The sequence below is a fragment of the Pseudodesulfovibrio halophilus DSM 5663 genome (assembly GCF_059568665.1).
In genome coordinates, this window is record NZ_JCANTV010000012.1 from 178,050 (window position 1) to 202,367 (window position 24,318).

At 63.2% G+C, this 24,318-nt stretch carries 23 protein-coding genes; 15 read left to right on the forward strand and 8 right to left on the reverse strand.

Translation table 11 applies throughout. From position 1 onward, the window contains the following. Positions 1 to 46: 46 nt before the first annotated feature. From BR24_RS11530 to BR24_RS11540, 3 genes are all read left to right on the forward strand, one after another. Positions 47 to 1,162, forward strand: coding sequence for a Jag family protein (locus BR24_RS11530; protein ID WP_496541627.1), 1,116 nt, complete (start codon positions 47 to 49; stop codon positions 1,160 to 1,162). Between the two features lie 64 nt (positions 1,163 to 1,226). Next, on the forward strand, positions 1,227 to 2,618 hold the full coding sequence (mnmE, locus tag BR24_RS11535; protein ID WP_496541628.1) for a tRNA uridine-5-carboxymethylaminomethyl(34) synthesis GTPase MnmE: 1,392 nt from the start codon (positions 1,227 to 1,229) through the stop codon (positions 2,616 to 2,618). Between the two features lie 2 nt (positions 2,619 to 2,620). Beyond that, the gene (locus BR24_RS11540) at positions 2,621 to 2,878 is read left to right on the forward strand and encodes a hypothetical protein (protein WP_496541629.1); all 258 of its coding nucleotides are present in this window, start codon (positions 2,621 to 2,623) and stop codon (positions 2,876 to 2,878) included. On the opposite strand, the gene BR24_RS11545 is transcribed toward BR24_RS11540, so the two are convergent. Both BR24_RS11545 and BR24_RS11550 read right to left on the reverse strand, forming a co-directional pair. Continuing rightward, positions 2,875 to 3,540 carry a TIGR04282 family arsenosugar biosynthesis glycosyltransferase gene (locus tag BR24_RS11545; RefSeq protein WP_496541630.1) on the reverse strand — a complete coding sequence of 222 codons (666 nt, stop codon included), beginning with the start codon at positions 3,538 to 3,540 and terminating at the stop codon, positions 2,875 to 2,877. The two genes, BR24_RS11540 and BR24_RS11545, sit on opposite strands and share 4 nt — an antisense overlap. Further along, positions 3,537 to 4,256 carry a TIGR04283 family arsenosugar biosynthesis glycosyltransferase gene (locus BR24_RS11550; RefSeq protein ID WP_496541631.1) on the reverse strand — a complete coding sequence of 240 codons (720 nt, stop codon included), beginning with the start codon at positions 4,254 to 4,256 and terminating at the stop codon, positions 3,537 to 3,539. The genes BR24_RS11545 and BR24_RS11550 overlap by 4 nt, the downstream gene beginning before the upstream one ends. Positions 4,257 to 4,303: 47 nt before the next feature. Between BR24_RS11550 and BR24_RS11555 the strand changes: the two genes are divergently transcribed. From BR24_RS11555 to BR24_RS11575, 5 genes are all read left to right on the forward strand, one after another. Further along, positions 4,304 to 4,753 (forward strand): pyridoxamine 5'-phosphate oxidase family protein, encoded by a 450-nt coding sequence (locus BR24_RS11555; RefSeq protein ID WP_496541632.1) that lies wholly within the window; start codon positions 4,304 to 4,306, stop codon positions 4,751 to 4,753. Between the two features lie 2 nt (positions 4,754 to 4,755). Continuing rightward, positions 4,756 to 5,349 carry a GDSL-type esterase/lipase family protein gene (locus tag BR24_RS11560; RefSeq protein WP_496541633.1) on the forward strand — a complete coding sequence of 198 codons (594 nt, stop codon included), beginning with the start codon at positions 4,756 to 4,758 and terminating at the stop codon, positions 5,347 to 5,349. After that, positions 5,346 to 6,377, forward strand: a complete 1,032-nt coding sequence (locus tag BR24_RS11565) for a threonine aldolase family protein (protein WP_496541634.1) — start codon at positions 5,346 to 5,348, stop codon at positions 6,375 to 6,377. Before BR24_RS11560 ends, BR24_RS11565 begins: the two co-directional genes overlap by 4 nt. A gap of 8 nt (positions 6,378 to 6,385) precedes the next feature. Then, positions 6,386 to 6,970, forward strand: coding sequence for an LOG family protein (locus BR24_RS11570; protein ID WP_496541635.1), 585 nt, complete (start codon positions 6,386 to 6,388; stop codon positions 6,968 to 6,970). Positions 6,971 to 7,066: 96 nt separating this feature from the next. Next, entirely contained in the window at positions 7,067 to 7,348 is a 282-nt protein-coding gene (locus BR24_RS11575; RefSeq protein ID WP_496541636.1) for a peptidylprolyl isomerase, read from the forward strand. A 541-nt stretch (positions 7,349 to 7,889) separates the two neighbouring features. Here BR24_RS11575 and BR24_RS11580 read toward each other — a convergent pair. Further along, on the reverse strand, positions 7,890 to 9,713 hold the full coding sequence (locus BR24_RS11580) for a bifunctional lysophospholipid acyltransferase family protein/GNAT family N-acetyltransferase (RefSeq protein WP_496541637.1): 1,824 nt from the start codon (positions 9,711 to 9,713) through the stop codon (positions 7,890 to 7,892). Between the two features lie 173 nt (positions 9,714 to 9,886). Between BR24_RS11580 and BR24_RS11585 the strand changes: the two genes are divergently transcribed. The 3 genes from BR24_RS11585 (at position 9,887) to groL (ending at position 12,488) form a co-directional block, all read left to right on the forward strand. Further along, entirely contained in the window at positions 9,887 to 10,306 is a 420-nt protein-coding gene (locus BR24_RS11585) for a bacteriohemerythrin (protein WP_496541638.1), read from the forward strand. Positions 10,307 to 10,476: 170 nt separating this feature from the next. Beyond that, positions 10,477 to 10,764 carry a co-chaperone GroES gene (groES, locus tag BR24_RS11590; RefSeq protein WP_496541639.1) on the forward strand — a complete coding sequence of 96 codons (288 nt, stop codon included), beginning with the start codon at positions 10,477 to 10,479 and terminating at the stop codon, positions 10,762 to 10,764. Positions 10,765 to 10,835: 71 nt separating this feature from the next. After that, positions 10,836 to 12,488: a chaperonin GroEL gene (gene groL / locus BR24_RS11595; RefSeq protein WP_496541640.1), complete on the forward strand. Its 1,653-nt coding sequence runs from the start codon at positions 10,836 to 10,838 to the stop codon at positions 12,486 to 12,488. Between the two features lie 442 nt (positions 12,489 to 12,930). Here the strand turns inward: groL and BR24_RS11600 are convergent, their stop codons facing one another. Next, the gene (locus BR24_RS11600) at positions 12,931 to 13,821 is read right to left on the reverse strand and encodes a LysR substrate-binding domain-containing protein (RefSeq protein WP_496541641.1); all 891 of its coding nucleotides are present in this window, start codon (positions 13,819 to 13,821) and stop codon (positions 12,931 to 12,933) included. A gap of 93 nt (positions 13,822 to 13,914) precedes the next feature. Here BR24_RS11600 and BR24_RS11605 point away from each other — a divergent pair, with 93 nt between their 5' ends. Continuing rightward, positions 13,915 to 14,286: a hypothetical protein gene (locus BR24_RS11605; RefSeq protein ID WP_496541642.1), complete on the forward strand. Its 372-nt coding sequence runs from the start codon at positions 13,915 to 13,917 to the stop codon at positions 14,284 to 14,286. On the opposite strand, the gene BR24_RS11610 is transcribed toward BR24_RS11605, so the two are convergent. Both BR24_RS11610 and BR24_RS11615 read right to left on the reverse strand, forming a co-directional pair. Next, positions 14,283 to 15,152, reverse strand: coding sequence for a tetratricopeptide repeat protein (locus tag BR24_RS11610; RefSeq protein ID WP_496541643.1), 870 nt, complete (start codon positions 15,150 to 15,152; stop codon positions 14,283 to 14,285). The two genes, BR24_RS11605 and BR24_RS11610, sit on opposite strands and share 4 nt — an antisense overlap. A gap of 59 nt (positions 15,153 to 15,211) precedes the next feature. After that, the gene (locus BR24_RS11615) at positions 15,212 to 15,997 is read right to left on the reverse strand and encodes a Mut7-C RNAse domain-containing protein (protein ID WP_496541644.1); all 786 of its coding nucleotides are present in this window, start codon (positions 15,995 to 15,997) and stop codon (positions 15,212 to 15,214) included. Between BR24_RS11615 and BR24_RS11620 the strand changes: the two genes are divergently transcribed. Next, positions 15,996 to 17,231, forward strand: coding sequence for a M48 family metallopeptidase (locus BR24_RS11620; protein WP_496541645.1), 1,236 nt, complete (start codon positions 15,996 to 15,998; stop codon positions 17,229 to 17,231). The two genes, BR24_RS11615 and BR24_RS11620, sit on opposite strands and share 2 nt — an antisense overlap. Here the strand turns inward: BR24_RS11620 and BR24_RS11625 are convergent. Continuing rightward, positions 17,228 to 19,084, reverse strand: a complete 1,857-nt coding sequence (locus tag BR24_RS11625; protein WP_496541646.1) for a methyl-accepting chemotaxis protein — start codon at positions 19,082 to 19,084, stop codon at positions 17,228 to 17,230. The two genes, BR24_RS11620 and BR24_RS11625, sit on opposite strands and share 4 nt — an antisense overlap. A gap of 199 nt (positions 19,085 to 19,283) precedes the next feature. Here BR24_RS11625 and pgm point away from each other — a divergent pair, with 199 nt between their 5' ends. Beyond that, the gene (gene pgm / locus BR24_RS11630; protein WP_496541647.1) at positions 19,284 to 20,927 is read left to right on the forward strand and encodes a phosphoglucomutase (alpha-D-glucose-1,6-bisphosphate-dependent); all 1,644 of its coding nucleotides are present in this window, start codon (positions 19,284 to 19,286) and stop codon (positions 20,925 to 20,927) included. Between the two features lie 10 nt (positions 20,928 to 20,937). Further along, positions 20,938 to 21,735 carry a substrate-binding periplasmic protein gene (locus tag BR24_RS11635; protein WP_496541648.1) on the forward strand — a complete coding sequence of 266 codons (798 nt, stop codon included), beginning with the start codon at positions 20,938 to 20,940 and terminating at the stop codon, positions 21,733 to 21,735. Between the two features lie 59 nt (positions 21,736 to 21,794). Here the strand turns inward: BR24_RS11635 and BR24_RS11640 are convergent, their stop codons facing one another. Further along, positions 21,795 to 24,215 (reverse strand): diguanylate cyclase domain-containing protein, encoded by a 2,421-nt coding sequence (locus tag BR24_RS11640; protein ID WP_496541649.1) that lies wholly within the window; start codon positions 24,213 to 24,215, stop codon positions 21,795 to 21,797. Between the last annotated feature and the right edge of the window lie 103 nt (positions 24,216 to 24,318).

The window sequence follows — 24,318 nt, forward strand, 5'->3', positions numbered from 1 at the left end:
ACGAAGCAACACGAGGCAAGGCCCCCTCCCGAACGAAGGAACCAGTATGAGCGAATTCAAGGAATTCCAGGGGAAAAACCTGGACGAAGCGATCAAGACGGCATGCAGTCACTTTGACCTGGACCGCGAAAAACTCGAGATCGAGATCATCAAGGGCGGCTCCACCGGCGTCTTCGGCATCGTCGGCGTGCGCAAGGCCACCATCAAGGCTCGTCCGCGCAAGGCGTTCAAGGCCGAGCCGCTGATGGACGAGTCGCAGAAGAAGAGCGAGCCCAAGTCCGGTCCGAAAAAGCCCAAACGCGAACCCAAGCCGAAGAAGACCGACAAGCCTGCCAAGGAAGCCGCGGCAGACAAGGCGCCGAAAGAAGACAAGGCACCCAAGGAGACCAAGGGCAAGGAAAAGCCTGCCAAGGAACCCAAAAAGGATGCCCCCGCTCCGAAAAAGGAACGCAAGTCCGCGCCCAAGCCGCAGCCGAATCCCGAACTCAAGGCCGCGTCCGAGGCAGGCGAAGCCGAGTCCGCCCCCGAGCAGGATGTCCCGCCACGCCCCGAGCCCGGAAACGAAGCCGTGCCCGAACAGAAGGCGCCCGTCGAAGACGTTGCCGATTTCGAGCAGGACACCGATGCTCCCGAGCCGGGCAACGAGGTCGCCAGCTCTCTGGATAACCTGGACAAGGCCGAAGTCGAAAAGGCCGTGCGCGAGATTCTGGGCCGCATGCTCGAACCCATCGTTGGCGAAGCCAAGCTCGACGTGACCTTCGACCCCGATCGCGTGAAGGTCTTCATCGATGACGAGGAAAACAGCGGGCTGATCATCGGTCGCGAGGGCCAGACCCTCTCCTCTCTTCAGTACCTGACCAATCGCCTCGTCTCCCGCCGCATGGAAGCCTCGGTCCGCATCCAGATCGACACCGGCGACTACCGCGAGCGTCAGGACGACAAGCTGCGCCAGCTGGCCTTCCATCTCGCCGAAAAAGCCGGCAATCACGGTCGCACCCAGAGCACCAAGCCCCTGAGCTCCTACCACAGGCGCGTGGTGCACCTCGCCCTGCAGGAAGACGACACGGTCTTCACTCGTTCCAAGGGAGACGGCCCGCTCAAGCGGGTGCTGATCATCCCGAAACGCCGCGGAGGCGGCCGCAGGAACAACGGCAGACGATAACGTATTCCACGGCCGGGGCTCCACAGGGGACCCCGGCCGTTTTCTTTCCATTCAGGAGCCTTCCATGCTCGACCCCGGTCGCAGAAAAGACACCATCGCCGCAGTCGCCACTCCCTCCGGCACCGGCGGCGTGGGTATCGTGCGCATCAGCGGCGCCAGAAGCCGCGAAACCGCCATGTCCATGTTCCGGCCCGCAGCGGAGTCCTTTGCCGCCCCAAAGCCCTACCGTCTTCATTACGGACACTTCCTCGACGTCGACGGCAACGTCATCGATGAGGGTTTGCTGGCATACATGCCCGGCCCCAAATCCTTCACGGGCGAGGACGTGGTGGAACTGAACTGCCACGGAGGACGCGCCGTAACCGCTTCGGTGCTGGAATCCGCCCTCTCCCGCGGCGCGCGGCTGGCGGAGCGCGGCGAGTTCACTTACAGAGCCTTCCTGAACGGGCGCATGGACCTGACGCAAGCCGAGGCCGTGGCCGAACTCATTCACGCGCCATCCAAGGCCGCCCTGCATCTGGCCCGGACGCGGCTTTCCGGAGCGCTCGGCAGCCGCATCGACACACTCAGGAGCCGGCTGGAGCATCTCAGAAAAGAGCTGTGCGTGGCCGTGGATTTCCCAGAGGAAGACGTCGAGTGCCTGCCTCCCGAGCGCATCTCCGCTGTCTCCCGCGAGGTTCGCGACGACGTTGAATCGCTGATCGCTTCTTTCGAACGGACCAAGGCGTGGCGGGAAGGTGCACTCGTCGTGCTTGCGGGGTTGGTCAACGCGGGCAAGTCGAGCCTCATGAACGCGCTGCTGGGCCACGACCGGGCCATCGTCACCGACACCCCCGGCACCACCCGTGACTATCTGGAGGAATCCGTCTCCCTCGGCGGCATGACCGTACGCCTCGCTGACACCGCCGGCATCCGAGACTCCGCGGACAACGTGGAACGCGCCGGCATCGAACGCAGCCGCGAGCTGATGGAACAGGCCGACCTGATCCTCTATGTGGTGGACGCCTCCGAGACCATCACCGACGAAGACGTGGACGCAGCCGTCGCTCTCGACCCGTCCAGAACCATCGCGGTCTTCAACAAATACGACCTGCCCGAGGCCCAGCCACCGGCATGGAAAGTATTCAAGCGGTTCATGATCGATATCGTCAAAGTCTCGGTGAAAAGCGGCAGGAACATGGACACGCTGGCGGACAAGATCGTCGAACGCCTCGGCTCCGGCGAATCCCAGCCCGATCCGGACGAAACGGTCCCCAATGCGCGTCAGGCGGAAACGCTGCGACACGCAGCACACGAGCTCGCCGCGCTGGAAGCTGACGCGACCGCGGGCCTGCCGCACGATCTGCTCGGCGTCCGACTTGAAGCCGCCTGTGACGCCATGGCGTCCATTACCGGACGCATCGCCCCCGACGAAGTGCTCAACGCCGTGTTCGACTCATTCTGCATCGGAAAATAGCCATGGAAAACATCCCCGAATTCGACCTGCAGAGCGTCACCTGCGGACTGGTCCCGGCCATGCTGGACTGCCTGAACAAGGCGGGTGCCGATGAAGTGCGCATCAAGGTGCGCCAGGGCATCCGAACCGAACTCTGGAACAGCTTCGGCTCCGGCGGCGACTGGGAAATCACCATCGAGGAAGACCTCTTCTGCGATGTGGTGCGGTTTCGCCGCGCCGAAAAAAAGACGCTCGACCCGCTGGGGCTGATGGATTTCTAGCTTCCGGTGACGGCCCGGGCCCGCTCCATGAACGGCGTGCCACGCCACGCGGAGGAATCCGAACTCTTGAGGAACTCCCGCAGGTCGTTGAGCGTGTCCACATCCATGTGTCTGGCCTTGAGCGACACGGACAGCCCGGTTCGCTGGATTGTCTCGTAAGTGGAACCGAACACGTTGTGCCCGCCCCATTTCATGCCGCTGAACGCCTGCGGCACGAATCCGTCCCGGTGAAAGCCTATCATGTAGTATCCGCCGTCGCCCGCGGGCCCGAGCACCGCCCGCTTGGGGGACAGGGCCTCGAGCGCGCTCCGGCAGTCTTCGCCCGTGAGGCCCGGAATATCGCTGCCCACGAGCACCGCCTTGCGGTAACCCATGAAGAATATCTCCCGGAAGGCGTTCTCCATCCGCCGCCCGAGATCCGGACCTTTCTGGGAAAGATAGACGCGCCCGCGACCGAGCCAGTCCAGCACCTGCGGACGCGCATCCTCCGGCGTGTAGCAGACCGCGGTTTCCACGCCGTCCTGCTCAAGGCGCTCCAGAACCGATGAAGCCATCAGCCGATACAGGTCACAGGCCGTCCGGTCCGAAGTGTCGGCGGCAAGCCGGGTCTTGACTTCTCCGGGCACGGGATTCCTGACGAAGAAGAGCACGCAACCGTTCATTTTCGCTCCAGCTGGCATTGCGGCCGGTAGTTCCCGGCCAGTGTACGCGGATCCGCACCGAATTGGTGGCGAAGACGAAGCCCCACGTTTCGCAGGGGACGAGAAAGGAGCCCTTCGGCCTCGTAACGGCGCGCGGAAGTGAGCACCCTCCGCCGCAAGAACACGGGCCGAACACCGGAAGCCGCGAGCTTCTGGAACATCTCCACGTCTTCCATGATGGGAATTTCAGGATATCCACCGAGGCGGTGAAAGGTCTCGGCGCGAAAAAAATGCGTCTGATCGCCGTAGGGAATACGCTCCAGTCGGGCTCGCAGGTTGCTCACCTCTCCAAGAAAACGGACCCAGCGCGAACGGGTGTCGTAACGCACCCTGAAAGCCCCGGCTTGATGCTCACGCATGGCCTCGCGGACATCCCGCAGAGCGTCTTGCGGCAGCCGCGTATCCGCATGGAGAAACAGCAGGACGTCGCCCGACGCGGCAGCGGCGCCAGCGTTCATCTGGGCTCCCCTGCCGGGCTGTGACCGCACCCCGATGACCTCCGGGTCCGAAAGCGCCGCGAGGGTGGAGCCGTCCGAATCACCGTCGGATACGATAATTTGGACGGAGAGGCCGCCCGCCGCATCGCGCACGTTGGACACCACCTCGTGGATGACGTCCGCCTCGCAGAGCGCAGGAATGATGACCGAGGTCAACCCGGCGGTTGTGTTCCGGAGCATGAGTCAGTAATAGACCCTTTGCCCGAAATGATAAAGGGGTTGATGCCATGAAGCAGGACACCACGACCGACAGAACCGCCGTCCACGACGTACTCGACAGGGCCGACGTTCTCTGGCTGGCCATATGCGACGAGCAGGGTCCTTACAGCCTGCCGGTGAATTTCGCCCGCGACGACGACACGCTGGTGCTTCACTCCAGTCGACGCGGACGCAAGGCGGACGCCCTGCGCTCCGGCATCGTGGTGGGCTTCAGCGTCGCCGTCGATATCGACGCACGCATGGAAGGCGATCTGGCCTGCAAGCTGGGATACAGTTTCCGCAGCGTGTGCGGCACCGCTGCTCCATGCGAGCTGTCCGGCGACGCGCACCGTAACGCGCTGCAGGCCATTACCATCAAATACTCCGGACGGGAGCTCCCGCTCGACGACCGCGCGGTGCAGGCCACTGCTGTTTTCGGCCTGAAAATCCGCTCCGCATCCGCACGCACCAAGGAATAGCCGTGATCTTTCTGTTCTTCGGAGACTCCCTCACCCTCGGTTATGGCGACGGCGGGGGACTCGGCCTCGCGGGACGCCTGGCCCTCCACGGCCCGGCAAGGCGGGCCGACGACACATGGTACAATCTGGGAGTTCGGGCCAGCACCTCTCGCCATCTGCTCTACCGCTGGCGCGGCGAGGCCGGACGCAGAGTCTCCGGCGACGCGCCGGTCAGGATCGCCCTCTGCGCCGGTACTGCCGATGCGGCACAGGACGTCCCTCCCAACCAGACCACAGGGCATCTGGATACACTGCTCACCGACATGGCCTCCATGGCGGAAGTGCTGCTCATCGGACCGCCGCCCGTCCTGCGCGACGGCCTGCGGGAGCGTCTCAGCGAGCTGGAACGGCAACTCCCGACAGTGGCCGCCAGACACGGTGCGCGCTTTGTATCGAGCGCCGCGCTACTCGCCCCGGACGAAGCCTTCCGCCTGTCGCTGCAACGCGGCGACGGAGTTCACCCCGATGCCGACGGCTATGCACGCTGGGCGGATTGTCTGGCAGACCAACCCCAAACCCGACGCTTTCTGAAACCAACAGGAGACGACCAGCAATGAAATCCTTCGCCAGCGACAACAACTCCGGAGCCCACCCCGCCGTACTGCAGGCCCTCACCGCCGCCGACGCCGGGTCTGCCAAGGCCTACGGCGAGGACGAAACCACCCGCAGGGCGCAGCAGCTTTTCTGCGACCACTTCGGCCCGCAGGCACGGACCTTTTTCGTGACCACCGGCACGGCGGCCAACGTCACCGGGCTTCGGTCGGTCTGCGAAACGTGGCAGTCCGTGATCTGCTCCGAGCACGCGCACATCACCTCTGACGAGTGCGGCGCGCCCGAGGCCGTGGGCGGGTTCAAGTCCGTAACCCTGCCAAGCAGTGACGGGCGCATCAGTCCGGATCAAGCCGTACCGCACCTGGCGGCGCAGGGCTTCGTGCATCGCAACCAACCCCGAGTGATATCCCTTACCCAGTGCACCGAGCTGGGCACGCTCTACAGACCCGAGGAAATTCGCGCTTGGTGTGAGTTCGCGCACGAAAACGACATGCTCGTTCACATCGACGGCGCCCGCCTTGCCAATGCCTGCGCCGCGCTCGACTGCTCCTTCCGCGAAATGACCACCGACCTCGGCGTGGACCTGCTTTCCTTCGGGGGCACCAAGAACGGGCTTGTCATGGGCGAAGCCGTTGTGCTGCTGAATCCGGAAATCGGCCCCGGCATGCCGTTTTTCCGCAAGCAGTTCATGCAGCTCGTGAGCAAGATGCGCTTCGTCTCGGCGCAGTTCATCCCGTACCTCGAAGACGGCATCTGGTTGGAGAACGCCCGGCACGCCAACGCCATGGCGAAACGGCTGGCGGAAAAGGCCGCAGCCGCAGAGGGCGTGGAGATTCTCGGCGAAGTGGAGACCAACGCGGTCTTTGCAAAGGTCCCGGAGCACGCGATCAGCCGGTTGCTCGACGAATACTATTTCTACATTTGGGATGAAACCGAGCGCAGCCTGCGCTGGATGCTCTCGTGGAACACCACCGAGGCCGAGGTGGACGAATTCGCTGCCTCGATCGAGGCCGCGGTGCAAAGCAAAGGATAGCTAAGAGCATGAACCGTATTTGCGTTTTTCTCGGCTCCAACCCCGGCCATGATTCACGATACACCGAAGCCGCAGTAGAGCTCGGCACCGAACTGGCGAAACGGGAGTTAGGCGTGGTTTACGGCGGTTCCGGCGTGGGCCTCATGGGTACCCTTGCCGACGCCGCGCTGGCCGCGGGCGGCAGCGTCATCGGCGTCATCCCCGAGCTGCTGGTGAAAAAGGAGGTGGCGCACCATGGCCTCACCGAACAGTATGTGGTACCTTCCATGCACGCCCGCAAGGCCAAGATGGCCGAACTGGCAGACGGCTTCATCGCCCTGCCCGGCGGCATCGGCACGCTTGAAGAATTCTTCGAGGTCCTCACGTGGAACCAGTTGGGCTACCACAGCAAACCTTGCGGTCTGCTGGACGTCAAAGGCTACTATTCCGAACTGGCGGGCTTTCTCGACAAGGTGGTGGACGAAGGATTCCTCGTCTCCGAACACCGCGGCATGGTGCTCACCGACGCTTCCCCCGGCGGCCTGCTCGACAAGTTCGATGGCTACGTTCCGCCTCAGGTGGACAAGTGGATCGATAAGAAGAAGGGGTTGTAGAACTGCTTCCAATTCGTAAGTTTTTTTGCGACCTACAAAGTCGTAACGGCCAATTCCCTGGCCCTTTAAATTATAATCAAGCTAATAGGAGCACACATGGCAAAAGCAACTGCCCGGCATCTTTTGGTTAGTGATGAACAAACCTGTCTGGACCTGAAAAAACAGATTCAGGACGGTGCTGATTTTGCTGAACTGGCAAAAAAACACTCCAGTTGCCCTTCTGGACAGCAAGGCGGCAATCTCGGTGAATTTGGCCCCGGCGCCATGGTCCCGGAATTTGACACCGTGGTGTTCAACGAAGCGGTCGGCGAAGTTCATGGCCCGGTAAAAACCCAGTTCGGTTACCATCTGCTGGAAATCACCAGCCGCGAAGACTAACCACTTCTTCATTTGTAATAAAGGCCCCGCACAGAATGCTGTGCGGGGCCTTTTGTTTTTGATCCGATGGCTTAAGTTGACTTAGTATCAATTTTTAGTTTTTTGAATATCAGATTAACAGATTATCAGCCCTTCTGGGCTGTCCAGCATGGGTATATCCCACGGTATCCCAGAGCACCCTCTTGCATTCAAGTGTATAGCAAACCCGTATAACAAGGCTTGATGAAGTGGATTTACCATTTATCGGGATGTGCTGACAGCAGTATGTCATATATGATCTTGGGAGAAAGGATCTCGAGGATCTCGCCCCGTAACCATTCGACCTATACCCAACTCGGCTACCACCAAAAGTCCGGCGGCCTGCTCGACAAGCTCGATGCCTTCATGCCGCCTCAGGTAGGACAAGCGGATTGAGAGGAAGAAGGGCTGTAGCCCATCGAAATGAAGGGTTTACCATCTGAAAATCGAACCTTGCCCATCTCTGATATAAAAAAGGGGCCCGCATCACTGCGGGCCCCTTTTCATTACATATATAAATGAATCAGGCCGCTACCGGCGCGACCTCGGTGATTTTTTCGTGGTGACGAAGAAAACTTCTGGCTCCATTGGCGCCCATGAAGCGCGAGAGGATTTTGGGGTCGGTGTGCACGAGGTCCACGAGAATCAGGCCGTCGAGGCAGTCGCCGAAGTCAGGGTCCACGTTGAAGCCGAGGATTTTGCCGCCGAGCTTCAGGTACTGCTTGAGCAACACCGGGATGCCGCGCCCCTCGACCTCCGTGACCACGGAGCCGAGGTCTTCCGGGTCGCTGAGGGCGGCCTCGGAGAGCGCCACGTCCAGCCGCTTCAGGGCCTTGTCCTTGAGCGGGGTGGATGGCGTGACCATCCGGGACAGCTCCTTGTCGAAACAGTGGCGCTTGAGGAAGCCGGCCATGAGCTCCCGGGAAAGCGGCGAGTAGTCGCCGGAAATACTCACGCAACCGAATAATTTGGAGTATCGCGGGTTCTTCACGATAAACGCGGCAAGTCCTTTCCAGAGCATCAGGAGCGGCTGGTAGCTGCGCTGATATTTGGCGCGCACGAAGGAGCGCCCCAGTTCCAGCGCGGGCTGCAATTCCTCGAGAAATCCCGGCGAGAAGCGGAACAGCGAAGCCGAATAGATGCCCTTGGCCCCCTGTGCGGCCATAATCTCGTCGCTCAGGGCGAAGCGGTAGGCCCCGCAGACCTCGCGCTCCTTGTCGTTCCAGAGCACAAGGTGACGGTAGGTGTCATCGTATTCGTCGATGTCCGTAGGGTTGCCGGTGCCCTCGCCCACGGCGCGGAACGTCTTTTCGCGAAGCACGCCGATCTCCCGCAGCACGCGGGGGATGCGCCACGCCTCGGCCTGAAAGACCTTCAGATCGCCGCTCTGCACCAGCAGGTTCTCGTCCGGCAGGGCCGCCACTTCGCTGGCGAGGATGTGCTTGGACATGCTGCCCGCCAGCGGCGCCATGCTGCGCGGCGCTTTTTCCTTGCCGGACCGGAACGGGAGCGGCTTCTGGCGTCTGAGCACATAGGTGCGAAAACGAAGGTATTCCGTAAGCTCCGTGTCGGTTCCGAAGGATTCCAGCCGTTCAAAGGCGATGGGTCCGCCAACGCTGACCTGAACGGTGCGGCTGGCCTTCTTGAGGTTCTCGTGCGGCAGCAGCACCGTGCGAAGGCGCGGGTGGATCATCCCTGCCGCCTGAAAGACCGCGCTGTTGCGGCCGTTGAAAAACATGGGGACCACGGGGCTGCGGGTCTTTCTGACCATGCGGGCCACGGTGTCGCTCCACTGCGGGTCGGCCACCATGCGCCTGCCCACCTTGAGGCTGGAGACCTCGCCCGCCGGGAATACGGCCAGCAGGTGACCGTCCCTGAGCCAGCGCATGCTCTCCTTGAGCCCCGAAATATTGGCCTTTGCGGATTTGTCGGTCCCGAACGGGTCCACCTGAATGAGGTGCTCGCGCATCTCGGGAATCTTGCCGAGCATGTAGTTGGCCATGACCTTGACATCGGGCCGAATCTGTTTCAGCAGCTTGACGAGGATGACCCCTTCGATGGCGCCGAAGGGGTGGTTGGCAACAACCACGAGCGGTCCCTGAGCCGGAACCTTGGACAGCGGCCTGCCGCCCATCTCGATGCGGATGCCGAACATGTCCAGCACGCGATCCACGAATTCGCCGCCGAGCTCCTCCTGCCGATAGCGGTCGTACAGGCTGTTGAGCGTATCGAAACGCAGCAGCTTGGTGAGCGGCTTCGAGGCGATGTTGAACAGAGCGCGCTTGAACGGGGTTGCGGACGGATTTTCAAGCCTGAATAGCTGATTCTCGACAGTCTGTTGCTGCATGGCGTGCTCCTTCCCTGCGGGTTTGCGGGATTCTACTGCGCACACGCGCCAAACCGGTTTCCCTCCTGTTACGCCTTGTCAAAATGCGGTCACGGAGCCGTTACCGGCAACCTCTGGACAGGACCGGCCCGGCCCATTACAAGGGCGAGTCAATCAGTTCACGGAGGAATGTGATGACGCTTGCCTCAAAGGGCTCCCCCGCCGGGGACCTCACCGGCATCAGGCAGCTCGACGATCTTCACGAGAGATTCTCGCACCTGCTTGAGTCGTTGACCGAAATGATCCGCGACATGAACACGCCGCTGGATGATCAGGCCGAGCGCCGCCACCTGCTCATCGCCGTGGAGCGACTGCGGGACAACGCCCTCATGCTTTTCCGGCGTGAGGAGGAGTTGCTTCGCGAGCAGGCCTGCCCGGCGCTTGATGAACACCGGCTGGACCATGACCGGTTCATGGCCGAGACACTCGAACTCATGGGAAGGCTCGAAGGCGGGGCCGCCATGACCGCAGCCTGCGTGCGAGACCACCTGTACGCATGGTTCCGCACGCACACGCTCCTCCCCGACCGTGCCGCTGGGCTTGTCACCGGCTGAGTCTTCTCCGCTTCCCCCGCTCCCCGCACAAAAATTTCACGCCCCCCGCTTGACAGCCCGGCGAGTGTGCTTATTTATCCCCGAGTCTTCCGCTGCTCAGCGCGGAGCCCGGCTCCCTCAGGCCGGGACAAACGCACAAAAAACCCAACGATACCCGGAGGTATAGACGAATGAAGCTGAAACCGCTGAACGACCGTGTGCTGGTGAAGCGTCTGGAAATGGAAGAGAAGACCACAGGCGGCATCATCATCCCTGATTCCGCCAAGGAAAAGCCCATGAAGGGCGAGGTCGTCGCCGCCGGTCCCGGCAAGCTGGATGACGCCGGCAAGCGTGTTGAACTGACCGTCAAGACCGGCGACACCGTGCTGTTCGCCAAGTACGCCGGAACCGAAGTAAAGATCGACGGCAACGAACATCTCGTGATGCGTGAGGACGACATCCTCGCCGTCGTCGAGTAGTCGTAGTCCGGCATATAGACAATTAAGGCTCTTTTTTAGACGAAATAGTTCATTATTGAAGGAGATACCCAATGGCCAAAGAAATTCTCTTCGACGCCAAAGCCCGTGAAAAACTGAAAGCAGGCGTGGACAAGCTCGCCAACGCCGTCAAGGTGACCCTCGGCCCCAAGGGCCGCAACGTCGTGATCGAAAAGAGCTTCGGCGCTCCGGTCATCACCAAGGACGGCGTGACCGTCGCCAAGGAAATCGAACTCGAAGACAAGTTCGAGAACATGGGCGCACAGATGGTCAAGGAAGTCGCCTCCAAGACTTCCGACGTGGCCGGTGACGGTACCACCACCGCTACCATTCTGGCCCAGTCCGTCTTCACCGAAGGCGTCAAGCTCGTGGCCGCCGGCCGCAGCCCCATGGCCATCAAGCGCGGCATCGACAAAGCCGTCGGCGCCGTTGTCGAAGAACTCGGCAACGTCACCAAGCCGACCCGCGACCAGAAAGAAATCGCTCAGGTCGGAACCATCTCCGCCAACAACGACGCCACCATCGGCAACATCATCGCCGAGGCCATGAACAAGGTCGGCAAGGAAGGCGTCATCACCGTTGAGGAAGCCAAGGGCCTCGAAACCACTCTGGATGTCGTCGAAGGCATGCAGTTCGACCGCGGCTACCTCTCCCCCTACTTCGTCACCAATCCCGAGCGCATGACCTGCGAAATGGAAGAGCCGCTCATCCTGCTCAACGAAAAGAAGATCTCCAACATGAAGGAACTTCTGCCCGTTCTGGAGCAGGTCGCCAAGATGTCCCGTCCGCTGCTCATCATCGGTGAAGACATCGAAGGCGAAGCTCTGGCCACCCTCGTGGTCAACAAGCTGCGCGGCACCCTGAACGTGTCCGCCATCAAGGCTCCGGGCTTCGGCGAGCGCCGCAAGGCCATGCTCAAGGACATCGCCGTCCTCACCGGCGGCCAGGTCGTCTCCGAAGACCTCGGCATCAAGCTCGAGAACCTCACCGTCAACGATCTCGGTTCCGCCAAGCGCGTGGTCATCGACAAGGACAACACCACCGTTGTCGACGGCGCCGGCGACGCTGAGGAAATCAAGGCCCGCATCAAGCAGATCCGCGCCGAAATCAACGAGTCCTCCTCCGACTACGATCGCGAAAAGCTCCAGGAGCGCCTCGCCAAGATCGTGGGCGGTGTCGCCGTCATTCACGTCGGTGCAGCCACCGAAATCGAAATGAAGGAAAAGAAGGACCGCGTGGAAGACGCCCTGAACGCCACCCGCGCTGCCGTGGAAGAAGGCATCGTGCCCGGCGGCGGTGTGGCCCTTGCCCGCGCCACCAAGGCCCTCAAGGACCTCAAGCCGGTCGATGACGACGAAGCCGCAGGCATCGCCATCATCACCCGCGCCATCGAAGAGCCGCTGCGCCAGATCGCCGGCAACGCCGGTTTCGAAGGCTCCATCGTCGTGGAGAAGATCAAGGAAGGCAAGGACGGCTTCGGTTTCAACGCCGCCACCTCCGAGTACGAAGACCTCATCAAGGTCGGCGTCATCGATCCCAAGAAGGTCACCCGCACCGCGCTGCAGAACGCTGCTTCCGTGGCCGGCCTGCTGCTGACCACCGAATGCGCCATCGCCGAAAAGCCTGAAAAGGACAGCGGCGCTCCGGCCATGCCCGGCGGCATGGGCGGCATGGGCGGAATGGGCGGAATGGGCGGAATGTACTAGTCCGACCCGACTGAACCAGCCCGATATCAAGGCCCCCCGCACAGGATGCGGGGGGCCTTTCTTATGCGGCCCCATGTCAGGGACTCCCATTCTTCGTGATTCATCCACCTGACAGGCCGCGATCGAGCCTCACCCCGCGGCTGACTTTGGGTCGCCTCCGGCCGGTTCGCAAGCAGGGCCGAAACAGTTCGCGCAGGCTCCACGGCAATCCCGCGAGACTCGCCCCTCACGGCGTAGAGACCTTACGGGATCAAATGAATGAATGGATGGTATTGGACAGCACGGCGTGAGAAACACGACGGCGGGACACATAGCCAGATGCCCATCAGCGCGCAGACACCGGGAACTTACCGGTATACGATCACGGCGAACTCTGTGGAGACAGACGACAGTAAGGTGGCGTTTTCATGCCCCTGCGGGGCATTTGGCGCAGCCGGACGAGCTATCCGGTTTCCGTAAACTCCGATGCCACCTCAAGCAGACGCTCCATCACGGGTCCGTGCCCATGCCGGGGCCATACGATGGAGACTTCCCACGGCGGGAGCCCTTGCTCCAGCGATACGATTCCCACCCCCTGCGGACAACCGTTCTCCGACGAGGCCGGAACCAGCGCGACGCCCATGCCCGCCGCCACCAGCGCCAGCGTGCTCTGCTCGGTGTTCGCCTCCTGCACGATGTCCGGCGTGACACCGGCCCGTTCAAAGGCGGCGATGAGCGCGTCATGCAGCTTTGGCTGATAATGCCGCGGATAAAAGATCATGTCCTCACCGTGCAGGTCCGACAGCGACACCCCCCTGCGTCCGTGAAGACGATGCCCCGCCGGAATCGCCAACGCGTACGGTTCGCGCAGAAACAGCCTCGTATTCAAGCCATGCATGTCATGACCGAAGAGCCGGGCGAAGCCGGCATCGAGCCGTCCTCGATTCATCAGGTCCAGCTGATGATACGTGGACATGGCTCGGATTGTCAGCCTGATGTTCGGAAATCTGCGCCGGAACTCGCGCACCACCTCGGGGAAACGGCTCAGGCTCGCGGGACCGACGAACCCGACCTTGAGCGCCCCCTCCTCCCCGGAAGCAACGCTCCTCACGGTCCTGCCCGCTTCGTCCAGCACCGCCATGGCCTTGTTCACCTCCGCCATGTAGTACCGTCCGGCCGCTGTAAGCTCCACACGGCGGCTGCTTCTCTCGAACAGCTCGACGCCCAGCTCCTCTTCAAGCTGTCGTATCTGACGGCTCAGGGGCGGCTGGGAAACATGCAGCCGCCGCGCAGCCTTGCCGAAATGCAACTCCTCGGCCACCGCCATGAAATACTTCAAGTGACGCAGCTCCATTCATACCTCCGAAGTATCAATCAAGACACAAACGCATATTGGACATATCAATGTCCGCTTTTTAGAGTTCGGTCAAGCAACCCGGAGGATATCATGCTCAGGATCAAACTGTTTCTGCTGGCCGCCCTTGTCCTGATTCCCGCCCTTGCCGAGGCAGCTTCCATGCTGACGGACGGGCACGGCAACATCTACACCGCCGAACGGCACGCCGTGTTCTGCCGCACGCCCGACGGCGAACGCGTGGAGGTGGCACGCTTCGAGGCCGCCGTGCTGGATATTGCCATGTCACGCAGAGGCAGGCTGTTCGCGCTCGACACCGACGGCACGGTCTGGGCCCTCTCGCGCACGGGCGGCAGGCGTCCCGTACTGCGCGATGCCGAAAACGCAAGCGCAATCACCGTCGATCGCGACGGAAAGCTGCTCATTGGAAATGGAAACGGAGGGATTCGGGCCCTGCGGCCCTAGATGTCGAGCTTGATGGCCTTGCCCGAGCCGGAACCGGAGCCGCCGGAACGGGATTTCCCGCCAGCACCGTAAATCTTCGGCTCGGTCTTCTTGACGATCTTCTCGGCCTCGAGGTTGAGCGGGTTTTTCTGAACCACCGCGGCGGCGTACTTGTTGGCCTCGCCCCATTCACGGCGCGAGAGGTGCAATTTGGCAAGCCGCAGCTCCAGCGACTCGTTGACGCCGAGCCTGCGCATGGCCTCCTTCACCGTCTCGATGGCCTTGGCGGTCTCCCCAAGTCCCTCGTAACACATGATCAACGAGCTGTAGGCCCGGTTGTCCGAGGGGTTCTGCTCCAGCGCACGCTTGAGATACTCGACTGCTTCCTGAAGCAGCCCGCCCATCATCAGCCGCGTGCCGATGTCGGAGTTCAGGCCTTCGATCTCCGTAAAGGTGTCGGATGCCGTTCGGAACAGCTTTCTCGCCTCCAGCGGATTCTCGTCCTCCATGTGCTTCTGGGCTTCCAGCAGCATCTCGTCGAGCTTCCAGAGGTGTTCGCGCTGCTTGGCGACGCGCGCCTTCTCCATGGCGTCCTTCAGCCGTGCGGCCAGACGGACCAGCGTTTTGTAGAGCTGCGCCTCCTTGCCCCGCTGGTAGTTGAGCCCGCTCGGGAAGAGCTTCTTGACCACGGCCATGCCGTTCAGGTCGCGGAAGGCCTCCTCGAGAAGCGCCTGCACCTCGAACTTCTCGCGGCCATACACCTGACTGCCGGCTACGCCCTTCACGGCGCGCGCAAGCGCTTCCAGCGAGCGCAGATAGTCATTGCGTCCGATGTAGGCTTTCGCCCGTGCTATGTCTTCACGAATTGTCTTGGCGGTGGCGCTCATGCTTGTCCTCAATAATCTTCGGGAGATTTGCCTGACGGTAATACACCGTCTTCATTAAATCAAGCTTCGTCGGCGGTTAGCGCCGCCTGTGCGGGAATGGCGACCCCGGATCGGGCCAGCCTGTTGACAAGGCGCGCATAGTGCCCGCCCCGCCAGTACACATTGCCGCATCCGGGACATCTTCTGAAATGATTGAAATATTTTTTCGTCTTCGGCTCGAGCAGATGCAGGATTTCCACTTTTTCCACAGGTTCGGTCGGCAGATTGCAGCGCAGGCAGCGGCGCATGAACTGTTCTGTGGGAACAAGCCCGAAATGCCGGACGATTTCCGCTAACTGTGCGTCGGTCCCTTCGGCTCGCAGCAGCCGCCCGTGCGTCACCACCGCACGCTTGAGCAGCCCCCGGTCCCGCGAGAGCACCACCCTTTTTTCCTCAGCTGCCCGCCGTGCGAGGGCTGCGTCGCCCTCCAGCCCGTCGCGAGCCGCATCGAGCCCCATGGCCCGCAGCAGCGGCGCCAGTCCGGCCACGTTCTCATCCACCAGAAACGCCGCACGCGGCAGCGCGGGCCGCAACGGATGCCCGGCCGTCACGTCAGACGGCTCGGGCACGGAGCGGACCTCGAGGCGCTGTCCCTGTCGCGGCTGGTAGCCGAACCCGACGCTGCGGTCGCCGGCAGCGAGGAGCTCTCCCACTTCGGTGTGCGGCACCCCCAGCGACTCCACCATGTCCTTGATTGACTGGCCCCTTCGCGCCCGGTAGCGTATCTCGCCATCATCGGCCTTTCGGGTCAACAGCTCCGACAGCCCGGCATCAAACACAAGTACCACCGCATCCGGAGGATTCATGAACATATACCTCGCTCTCATTCTGGCATCACTCGTGGCCGCGTGGGCCCTCGGGATGATCTCCCGCCACCTCGACGCGAAAAACCTCTCCACCAGTCCGCCCGAGGAGTTCCGGGACATCATCGACGACGAGGCCTACCGTCGTTCACAGGAATACAATCTCGCCAAGATGCGACTTGAATCCGTGGAAGACACGCTCTCCACCATCATCTCCATCGTCTTCATTGTCGCGGGGGGCTTCGCGTGGGCCGACGCGGCCGTGCGGTCGCTCGGCTTCGGCCCCGTGGTCACGGGATTGCTCTTCTTCGGCCTGCTCGGGCTCCTGAGCATGATCCCGGGCCTGCCCTTTTCGGTCTATAGAACCTTTGTGCTGGAAAACCGCTTCGGATTCAACAAGACCACGCCCGGAACCTTCGTGGCCGACCGCGTCAAGGGGATCCTTCTGGCAGCGGTCATCGGCGGGCCTCTGCTGGCGGGCATCCTGCTGTTCTTCCGCTGGGCCGGACCGGACGCATGGCTCTGGTGCTGGGGCTTCACCACGCTCTTCAGCCTCGGCGTCACCTATGTGGCCCCGCAGTGGATTCTGCCGCTGTTCAACCGCTTCACATCGCTGGAGCAGGGCGAATTGCGCCGGATGCTTGAGAGCTACGCGGATTCACAGGGCTTCGAACTGGAAGGACTGTACCTGATGGACGGCTCCAAGCGCAGCACCAAGGCCAACGCCTTTTTCACCGGATTCGGCAAAAAACGGCGCATCGCCCTGTTCGACACGCTTGTGGAGCGGCACACGCCCGGGGAGATCACGGCGGTGCTGGCGCACGAGGTCGGCCACGCCAAGCTGGGGCACGTCCGCAAGATGCTCGCGGCCTCGGTGCTCAAGACAGGACTCATGTTCTGGCTGCTTTCATTCTTCCTCGAGACGCCGGGGCTGTTCGAGGCGTTCGGCGTGGAGCAGATGAGCGTCCACGCCGGGCTGGTGTTCTTCGCCCTGCTCTATACCCCGGTCTCCATGCTGCTCTCGCTGGCTGACGGCGCGCTCTCCAGAAAACACGAGTATCAGGCGGACGCCTTTGCAGCGCGCACCACCGGGCGCCCCGGAGAGCTGGCTTCAGCGCTCAAGCGGCTTTCGGCGGACTCGCTGTCGAATCTCACGCCGCACCCGTTCACGGTGTGGCTTCAGTATTCGCACCCGCCCGTGGTCAAGCGGGTGCGCGCCCTGAAGGATGCAGCCTAGACAGCTTCGGGAAGGGCCTGCGACCGGCTACCGGCCGCATCAGGCTCACCGGACTCGTCCACCCGGAAGAAGCGCATGACCTCGAGCATGCTCTCGGCCCGGGTCCGCAACTCCTCGGCCGTGGAGGCCAGCTGCTCGGATGCCGCCGCGTTCCCCTGCACCACGGTGTCGAGCGCGGAAACGGCCTCGTTGACCTGCGTCACCCCGGCGTGCTGTTCACGGCTCGCCTCGGTGACCTTTTCCACGAGCTCGGCGTTGTCGCGGATATGCCGGACAACCGTGTCGAGCACGTCTCCGGCGTCTTCGGCCACCTCGAGGCTTCGCCCCGAAAGCTCGGCAATCTCGGCGGCGGCGTCGCCGCTTCGCTCCGCCAGCTTGCGCACTTCGGCCGCCACGACCGCGAATCCCTTTCCGGATTCGCCGGCCCTCGCGGCCTCGATGGCCGCGTTCAGTGCCAGCAGGTTGGTCTGCCGCGCGATCTCGCCCACCACGGCGATTTTGTCCACTATCTCACGCATGGCTCCCACCGTGCGCCGGACGGCTTCGCCGCCCCGCTCCGCCTCGTCGGCCACCTGTCCGGCCTGCTTTCCGGCCCGCTCGGCATGTTCCATGTTGGTGCCGATGTTGCCGTTCACCTGTTCCACGGAGGCGGAAATCTCCTCGACGCTCGCGGCCTGCTCCGCCGCATCCTGCGAGAGCCGCTCGGACAGCGCGGAGACCTCTCTGCTGCCGGAGACCACAACCGAGGCCCCCTGCTGCACCTCGCCCACGACGCCGCTCACGCGATGCGTCATCGCATTGAGGGCCGCCATCAGCCGCGCCATCTCGTTCTCACCCCGCACGTCGGCCATGGCGCTTAGATCGCCCGAGGCCATGGAGGACGCCAGCGAAAGGCCCTTGCCGACGGGTACGGACACCAACCTCCGGAACGCCAAGACCACGATGCCTCCTATCAACAGGACCACCCCGCCCCCGATCCCCAGGAGCACGTTGCGCTGCATCACCGCAGTCGAGGCAATCTCCGACACATACGCCGACATGCAGATCACCCAGCCCGTGGCTTCGTTCTCACGGAAGACCATCATCTTCTCGTCGTCCTGCCATTCGTACAGGTGGGTCCCGTTTCGCCGTTCCAGCGCCTCCCTTGCGAAATCGTATCCGCTCAGGTCCTCCCCGACGCGGGAGCTGTCGGCGGCGTGCGCGGCCAGCCGCCCCTCGCCGTCGAGAATGAACCCGTAGCCCCGCTCGCCGATGCGCACGGGCTCCAGAAAACGCTCCACGAAGTCGCTCCACAGGGGAAGCACGGCGACACCGCCGGTGATGTTTCCGAAGCGGTCGCGCACGATCTGGGAAATGCCGAGGATGGTCCTGCCGTTGCCGGAATGGGACGTCATCACTCTGGGGACTATCCAGGTCTCCTCGCCGCCGAGCACCTTTTGCACGTACTCCCGCCCGGAACGGTCGGCTCCGGTGAGGTCGTCGCCGTTGGCGTTGAACCCGGCAAGCACCTTGCCTTCCGAATCGAAGATGAGCACGGCCCAGAGGCCGGGGTAGTTGTCGATCACATTCCGGGTGGCCGTCACCGCGTGAATGCGGTCCCAGCCGTCCAGCGCCCGGATGACGGAGGGCATCCCCGCCACGGTCTTCACGCACCCGGTCATGTCCTCCAGATACCGGTTCAACGTCCCGGCCACGGAGTCGGCCAGCTCCGCGGCCGCCGCGTTCTGGTTTCGCATGACCATCTCGTACGAACTCTCGCTGACGAAATAAATAATTCCCGAAATCCCGAGAAACATGACAAGAAGTACCGGCAGGAGCACCGCCGCAGCCATTTTCCGCCGCAGAATCCGCATATATCCTCCTAGAGGTTCAGTCCGGTTTTCACGGGTTTTAGTACCCGGCCCCTCGGCCCGAACATGACAGGCACAAGACATCATCGTTACGGTTGCACGAATGCGCCGAAACTTCCGCACCGCCACCGGTCGACACCTTGTGATAATGCTCGCGGCCTGATATTCCGGTAGGCTAGGTAACGCAAACAACGGAGGCTTCATGTCGCTTCACCCGATGGCCGGGAAATCCCCGACCCATGACATGCTGGAAAACATCCCCCGGCTCGTCACGGCTTTCTATTCACGGAAACCGGACCCCAAGAATCCGGACGAAATAGTATCCTTCGGCACATCCGGACACCGGGGCTGCTCGCTCACGTCCACCTTCAACGAGTCGCACGTCATGGCCGTGTGTCAGGCCGTCTGTGAACACCGCAGAATGCGCGGCATCGACGGACCGCTGTTTCTGGGCATGGACACGCACGCCCTCTCCGAACCGGCCTTTACCACCGCGCTCGAAGTTTTCGCCGCCAACGGCGTGGCCGTGCGCTACCAGATGGGCTTCGGCTACACGCCGACGCCCGTCATCTCGCACGCCATCCTGAGCTGGAACCGCGACCGGACCTCGGGACTGGCGGACGGCGTGGTCATCACTCCTTCTCACAATCCCCCGCGCGACGGCGGCATCAAGTACAACCCGCCGGACGGCGGACCCGCTGATTTCCGTACCACCGCAGCCATTCAGGACGGGGCCAACCAGATCCTCATCGACAAGCTGGTGAGCGTGAAGCGCGTCCCGCTGGCGCAGGCGCTGGCAACCGACGGCGTGGAGGCCATCGACTACGTCATGCCCTATGTGCGCGACCTGGGCAGCATCCTGAACCTCGAAGCCGTTGCCGCCGAGGGGCTCAAGATCGGCGCGGACCCGCTGGGCGGCTCGGGGCTGGCCTACTGGGAGCCCATCGCGGACGAGTACGGGCTGGACATCACCGTCACCAACGACGCACCCGACCCGACCTTCAGCTTCATGAGCGTGGACAAGGACGGCAAGATCCGCATGGACTGCTCCTCGCCCTACGCCATGGCCGGGCTCATCGCCATGCGCGACCGCTTCGACATCGCCTTCGGCAACGACCCGGACTTCGACAGGCACGGCATCGTGACCCGCGCCTCGGGGCTGCTCAACCCGAACCACTACCTCTCCGTGGCGGTGGACTACCTGTTCCGCAGCCGCGAGCAGTGGTCCAACGAAACAGCCATCGGCAAAACCGTGGTCACCAGCTCCATGATCGACCGCGTGGCCGAGGGGCTGAACCGCGACATTTTCGAAGTTCCGGTAGGCTTCAAGTGGTTCGTGGGGCCGCTGCTCAAGGGCACCTGTGCCTTCGGCGGGGAGGAGTCCGCCGGGGCCAGCTTCGTGCGGTTCGACGGCAGCCCGTGGAGCACGGACAAGGACGGCATCATCCTGAACCTGCTCGCTGCCGAGATCACGGCCGTCACCGGACGCGACCCCGGCGAGCTGTACAAGGAGCTCGAGCAGAAGCACGGCGCCCCCATCTATCGCCGCAGCGACGCCCCGGCCACCAACGAGCAGAAGGCCGCCTTCAAGCGACTCACCCCGGACTCCGTCCGCACCGAGACGCTGGCTGGCGATGCCATCACCTCGCGCATGACCCACGCGCCCGGCAACGGCGAGCCCATCGGCGGCCTCAAGGTCAGCACCGACAACGGCTGGTTTGCGGCGCGACCGTCCGGGACCGAGGAAATCTACAAAATCTACGCGGAGAGCTTCCGCGACGAAAAACACCTCGACGCCATCGAGGCGGAAGCCAGAACGATCGTCGAGGCGTTGTTCTCCAAGTGAGGCACGGTCCATGAACCGAGCCGCGACTCTCGCCATCCTCGCCCTTGCGGCGGCCGTCACCCTCTTGGCCGCCGCAGCGGGCGTTGCCGCGCCGGCGATAGAAAAGGTGCGGGCCTGCGACGACATCTCCGAGTGGCCGCCCTACATATTCTACGAACGGGAAGGCGAAGAGGCCGGGACGCTCACCGGGCTTTCCGTCGACGTGCTCGAAGAGATTCTCGACGCGCACGGCATGGAGCTTGAGGTCTCCCTCATGCCTTGGAACCAATGCATGGAGCGCACGCAAAAAGGCACGCTCGACGTGGTGCTCAACGCCGCCTACAGCCCGGAGCGGGCCGCGAGCTTCCTGCTCTCCGAACGCTTCTACCTGACGACCCCGACCATCCTCTATTCCACGCAGCGCTACCCGCTCGGCCCTTACGTCAAGTCGGCCGAGGATCTGCATGCCATGAAGGGCTGCGGCGTGAAAGGCTTCGGCTACCATCAGTTCGGGATTCCGCCGGAAGGGTTTGACACATCCTCCACCACCATCGTTCAGGCCGTGAAGAAACTGCTCCAGCAGCGGTGCGACTACATCCCCATCGCCTACGAGCCCTATGCGGCCTACGTCATGACCGGCATCGAAATCCTCTCCGACCCGGCCCTAGGGCACGCGCCGGTGCCGGGCCTGCCGAAAACGCCTTACCACATGCTGCTGCCCCGCTCCCCGCGCGGCGAAAAACTTCGCACCATCATCGACGAAGGCCTGCGGCGCATGAAGTCCAACGGCCGTCTGCTGGAGTTGCTCGAAGAATACGGCATCCGCTGAAAAAACGACCCCGAAGCCGAAGCCCCGGGGTCGTTTCGTCATTCTGAAGCATTAACCGCTCAGGACTCGGGAATCCTGCCCGCCACCTGATCGGCCTCGGCGTCCTTGCCCTGCGCCCGAAGGGCCCGGACCAGCACGCCCAGATAGTCGCCGCGCTCCGGACGAAGGGCCGCGCTCTGCCTCGCCAACACCTCCGCGATCTGCGGGTCCTCGCCGCCTTCCATGTACAGCAGCGCCAGCATGTACATGGCGTGGGCGTCGTTGTGGTTGGCGTTGAGCGCCAGATGAAGATATTCGCGCGCCTGCTCCAGATCGCCGCGTTTCCACGCGGTGCGGGCCAACGGACGGTACGCCAACGTCTCCCCGCCCCTGAGGGTGGAGCCTTTGAGATACAGACGCTCGGCCTCGTCGAGGTTCCCTTCCCGCTCGGAGAGGTTGCCCAGCCGCACGAGGCTGAAAATGTGCTCCGGCTCCTGCGCAAGGCAGCGGTCGTACGCCACCCGCGCCTCGTCGAGGCGTCCCATGCGGTGCAGCACGCGCCCGAGGTTGTACAGGGCCATAACGTCGTCCGGCTCCCGCTCCAGAACCGTGGAGAACTCCTCCCGCGCCTCCTCCAGCTTGCCAAGATGCGCGTAGCAGATGGCAAGCGAGTTGCGCGCCGTGGAGTTTCCCGGCTCCAGCTCGAGCGCCATGCGGTAGCGGTCCAGCGCGCCGTAGACGTCGCCGTCGGCCCACATCCTGTCGCCGGTGAGGTTGAGCGTCACGGAGTCGAACACGGCCACGCGGGGCGCCGGCAGCAGCAGGGCGTGGTCCAGCGCGTCACGCACGCTGGCGAGGGTCTCGCCGGGCTTGAAGTCGAGGCAGGGGTGGACCGCGCCCGCCGCGCAGACGTCAACGGCCAGCTTGCTCTCGCAGCGGGTCGCGATCTCCGCGCACGCGTCCCTGAGGGCTGCGTCGGAAATGTCGGGAACAAGAAAGATTAATCCGCCGAGGCCATAGTTTCCGCCCACGGCCTCCGTCCCGAGCACGTCGCGGGAAACCGTGGCCGCGTGCCGAGTCATGGTCTCCATGTGCGCGCGGTAACTGGCAACGGACTCCGGCGGCTCGCTCAGTATCTTCACGATGCACAGGCCGAACGCGCCCTCGCCCCGATATTCCTCGAACCGGCCCATGAAGGCGCGGAATTCCAGTAGCCCTGATTCCTCGTCGCGGGTCTCGGTGCCCCCGGCGGTGTCGAAAATGCTCTGTTGTTCGGTGACAAGCACCAGCCGGTCGCCGGGCTCCACGGGCCACGCCGCGTCCGCCAGATGCAGCACCTCGGCGAAGGCGATGTCCTCCTGCGCGTCCACGATGACGGCCTCGGCCTTGTACATGGACGGATAGCGACCGGAGATGCGCTCGTCCGCGGTCAGCGCCGCGTCTGCCGGACGGCCCGAGATGGTGGACCGGATCAGGAAACGCTGTCCCACCCGCGCGCCCACCGTGGTGCCGAGACTCACGGCCATACGATCCAGCGGAAGCGTCTCCAGCACACGACCGCCCTTTTCAAGGATGTCCCTGTACCCAAAGACGCGGTTGCGGCCCATGTCCTTGGCGACAGCGGCGGCACGGCGCGCCTTGCGCAACACGATGCGCCCCTGCTCCGAGGCGTCGAGGCCGTACTGGCGGCCATCCAGCGCCTGCGGATAGGAGGCGTAGCCTATGCTCAGGCTCACCCGCACGCGGTCGCCGGAGACCGGGTCGTCGAAATGCAGCTTCTCCACGCTCTCGCGGATCACCTCCGCCAGTTGAAAACAGGCGCGACGGTTGGCGTCCGGCAGCAGCACGGCGAACTTGTCGTTGCCGTAGCGCGAGGCGGCTGCGAAACCCGGGCACACATCGGCCAGACACCGGCCCACCTCGGCCACGATGCGGTCGCCGAAGGGATAGCCGTAGCGGTCGTTCACGGTCTGGAAACGATCCAAATCAAGAAAAAGCACGCCGAGGTTGCCGGAAAAGGTGGGCATCTCCGTGTCCGTGTTCTCACAGGCGGCCAGCCCGCCGGCTCCGGGCACGAGGCAGCCCTTCACGCGGTCCACGGCGCGCGTCAGCACGGAGAGGTAGTGTTCGCGGTTGAACAGCCCTGTGAGCCGGTCCGTGACACAGTGTTTTCTGAGGGCGATGATCTCCAGCGCCGCGTTGGCGATGCCCGCCAGATACTTCGGGGCCACGCTGGGCGCCTGCACCGTGACGTCGCGCACCACGAAATACGCCAGCATTCTTCTGCCCTGCACCAGCGGCAGCAGCAGCTCCCGGTCCTCCCGCCGGTATTCCGGTTCCGGAGGCTCCGCCTCGGGGTCCGTTGACCTCGGGAAAAACAGGCTGTAGGAGGAGAAGCTCAGATATTTCGCCACGGCGTCCTTGACGTCGTGTTCGTGATCGATGATTTCCTGACGCGTCAGAACCGCGCCGCCGTGTGATGAACCGTCGATTTTTCTCATGATCGCGGACACTACAACGGCTCCGCACTTTGCACAAGAGCGCGTGCGCGCTCCCTGAGGAAACAGTGGACACGCGTCGGGAAATGTCATAGCAGGGCATCCC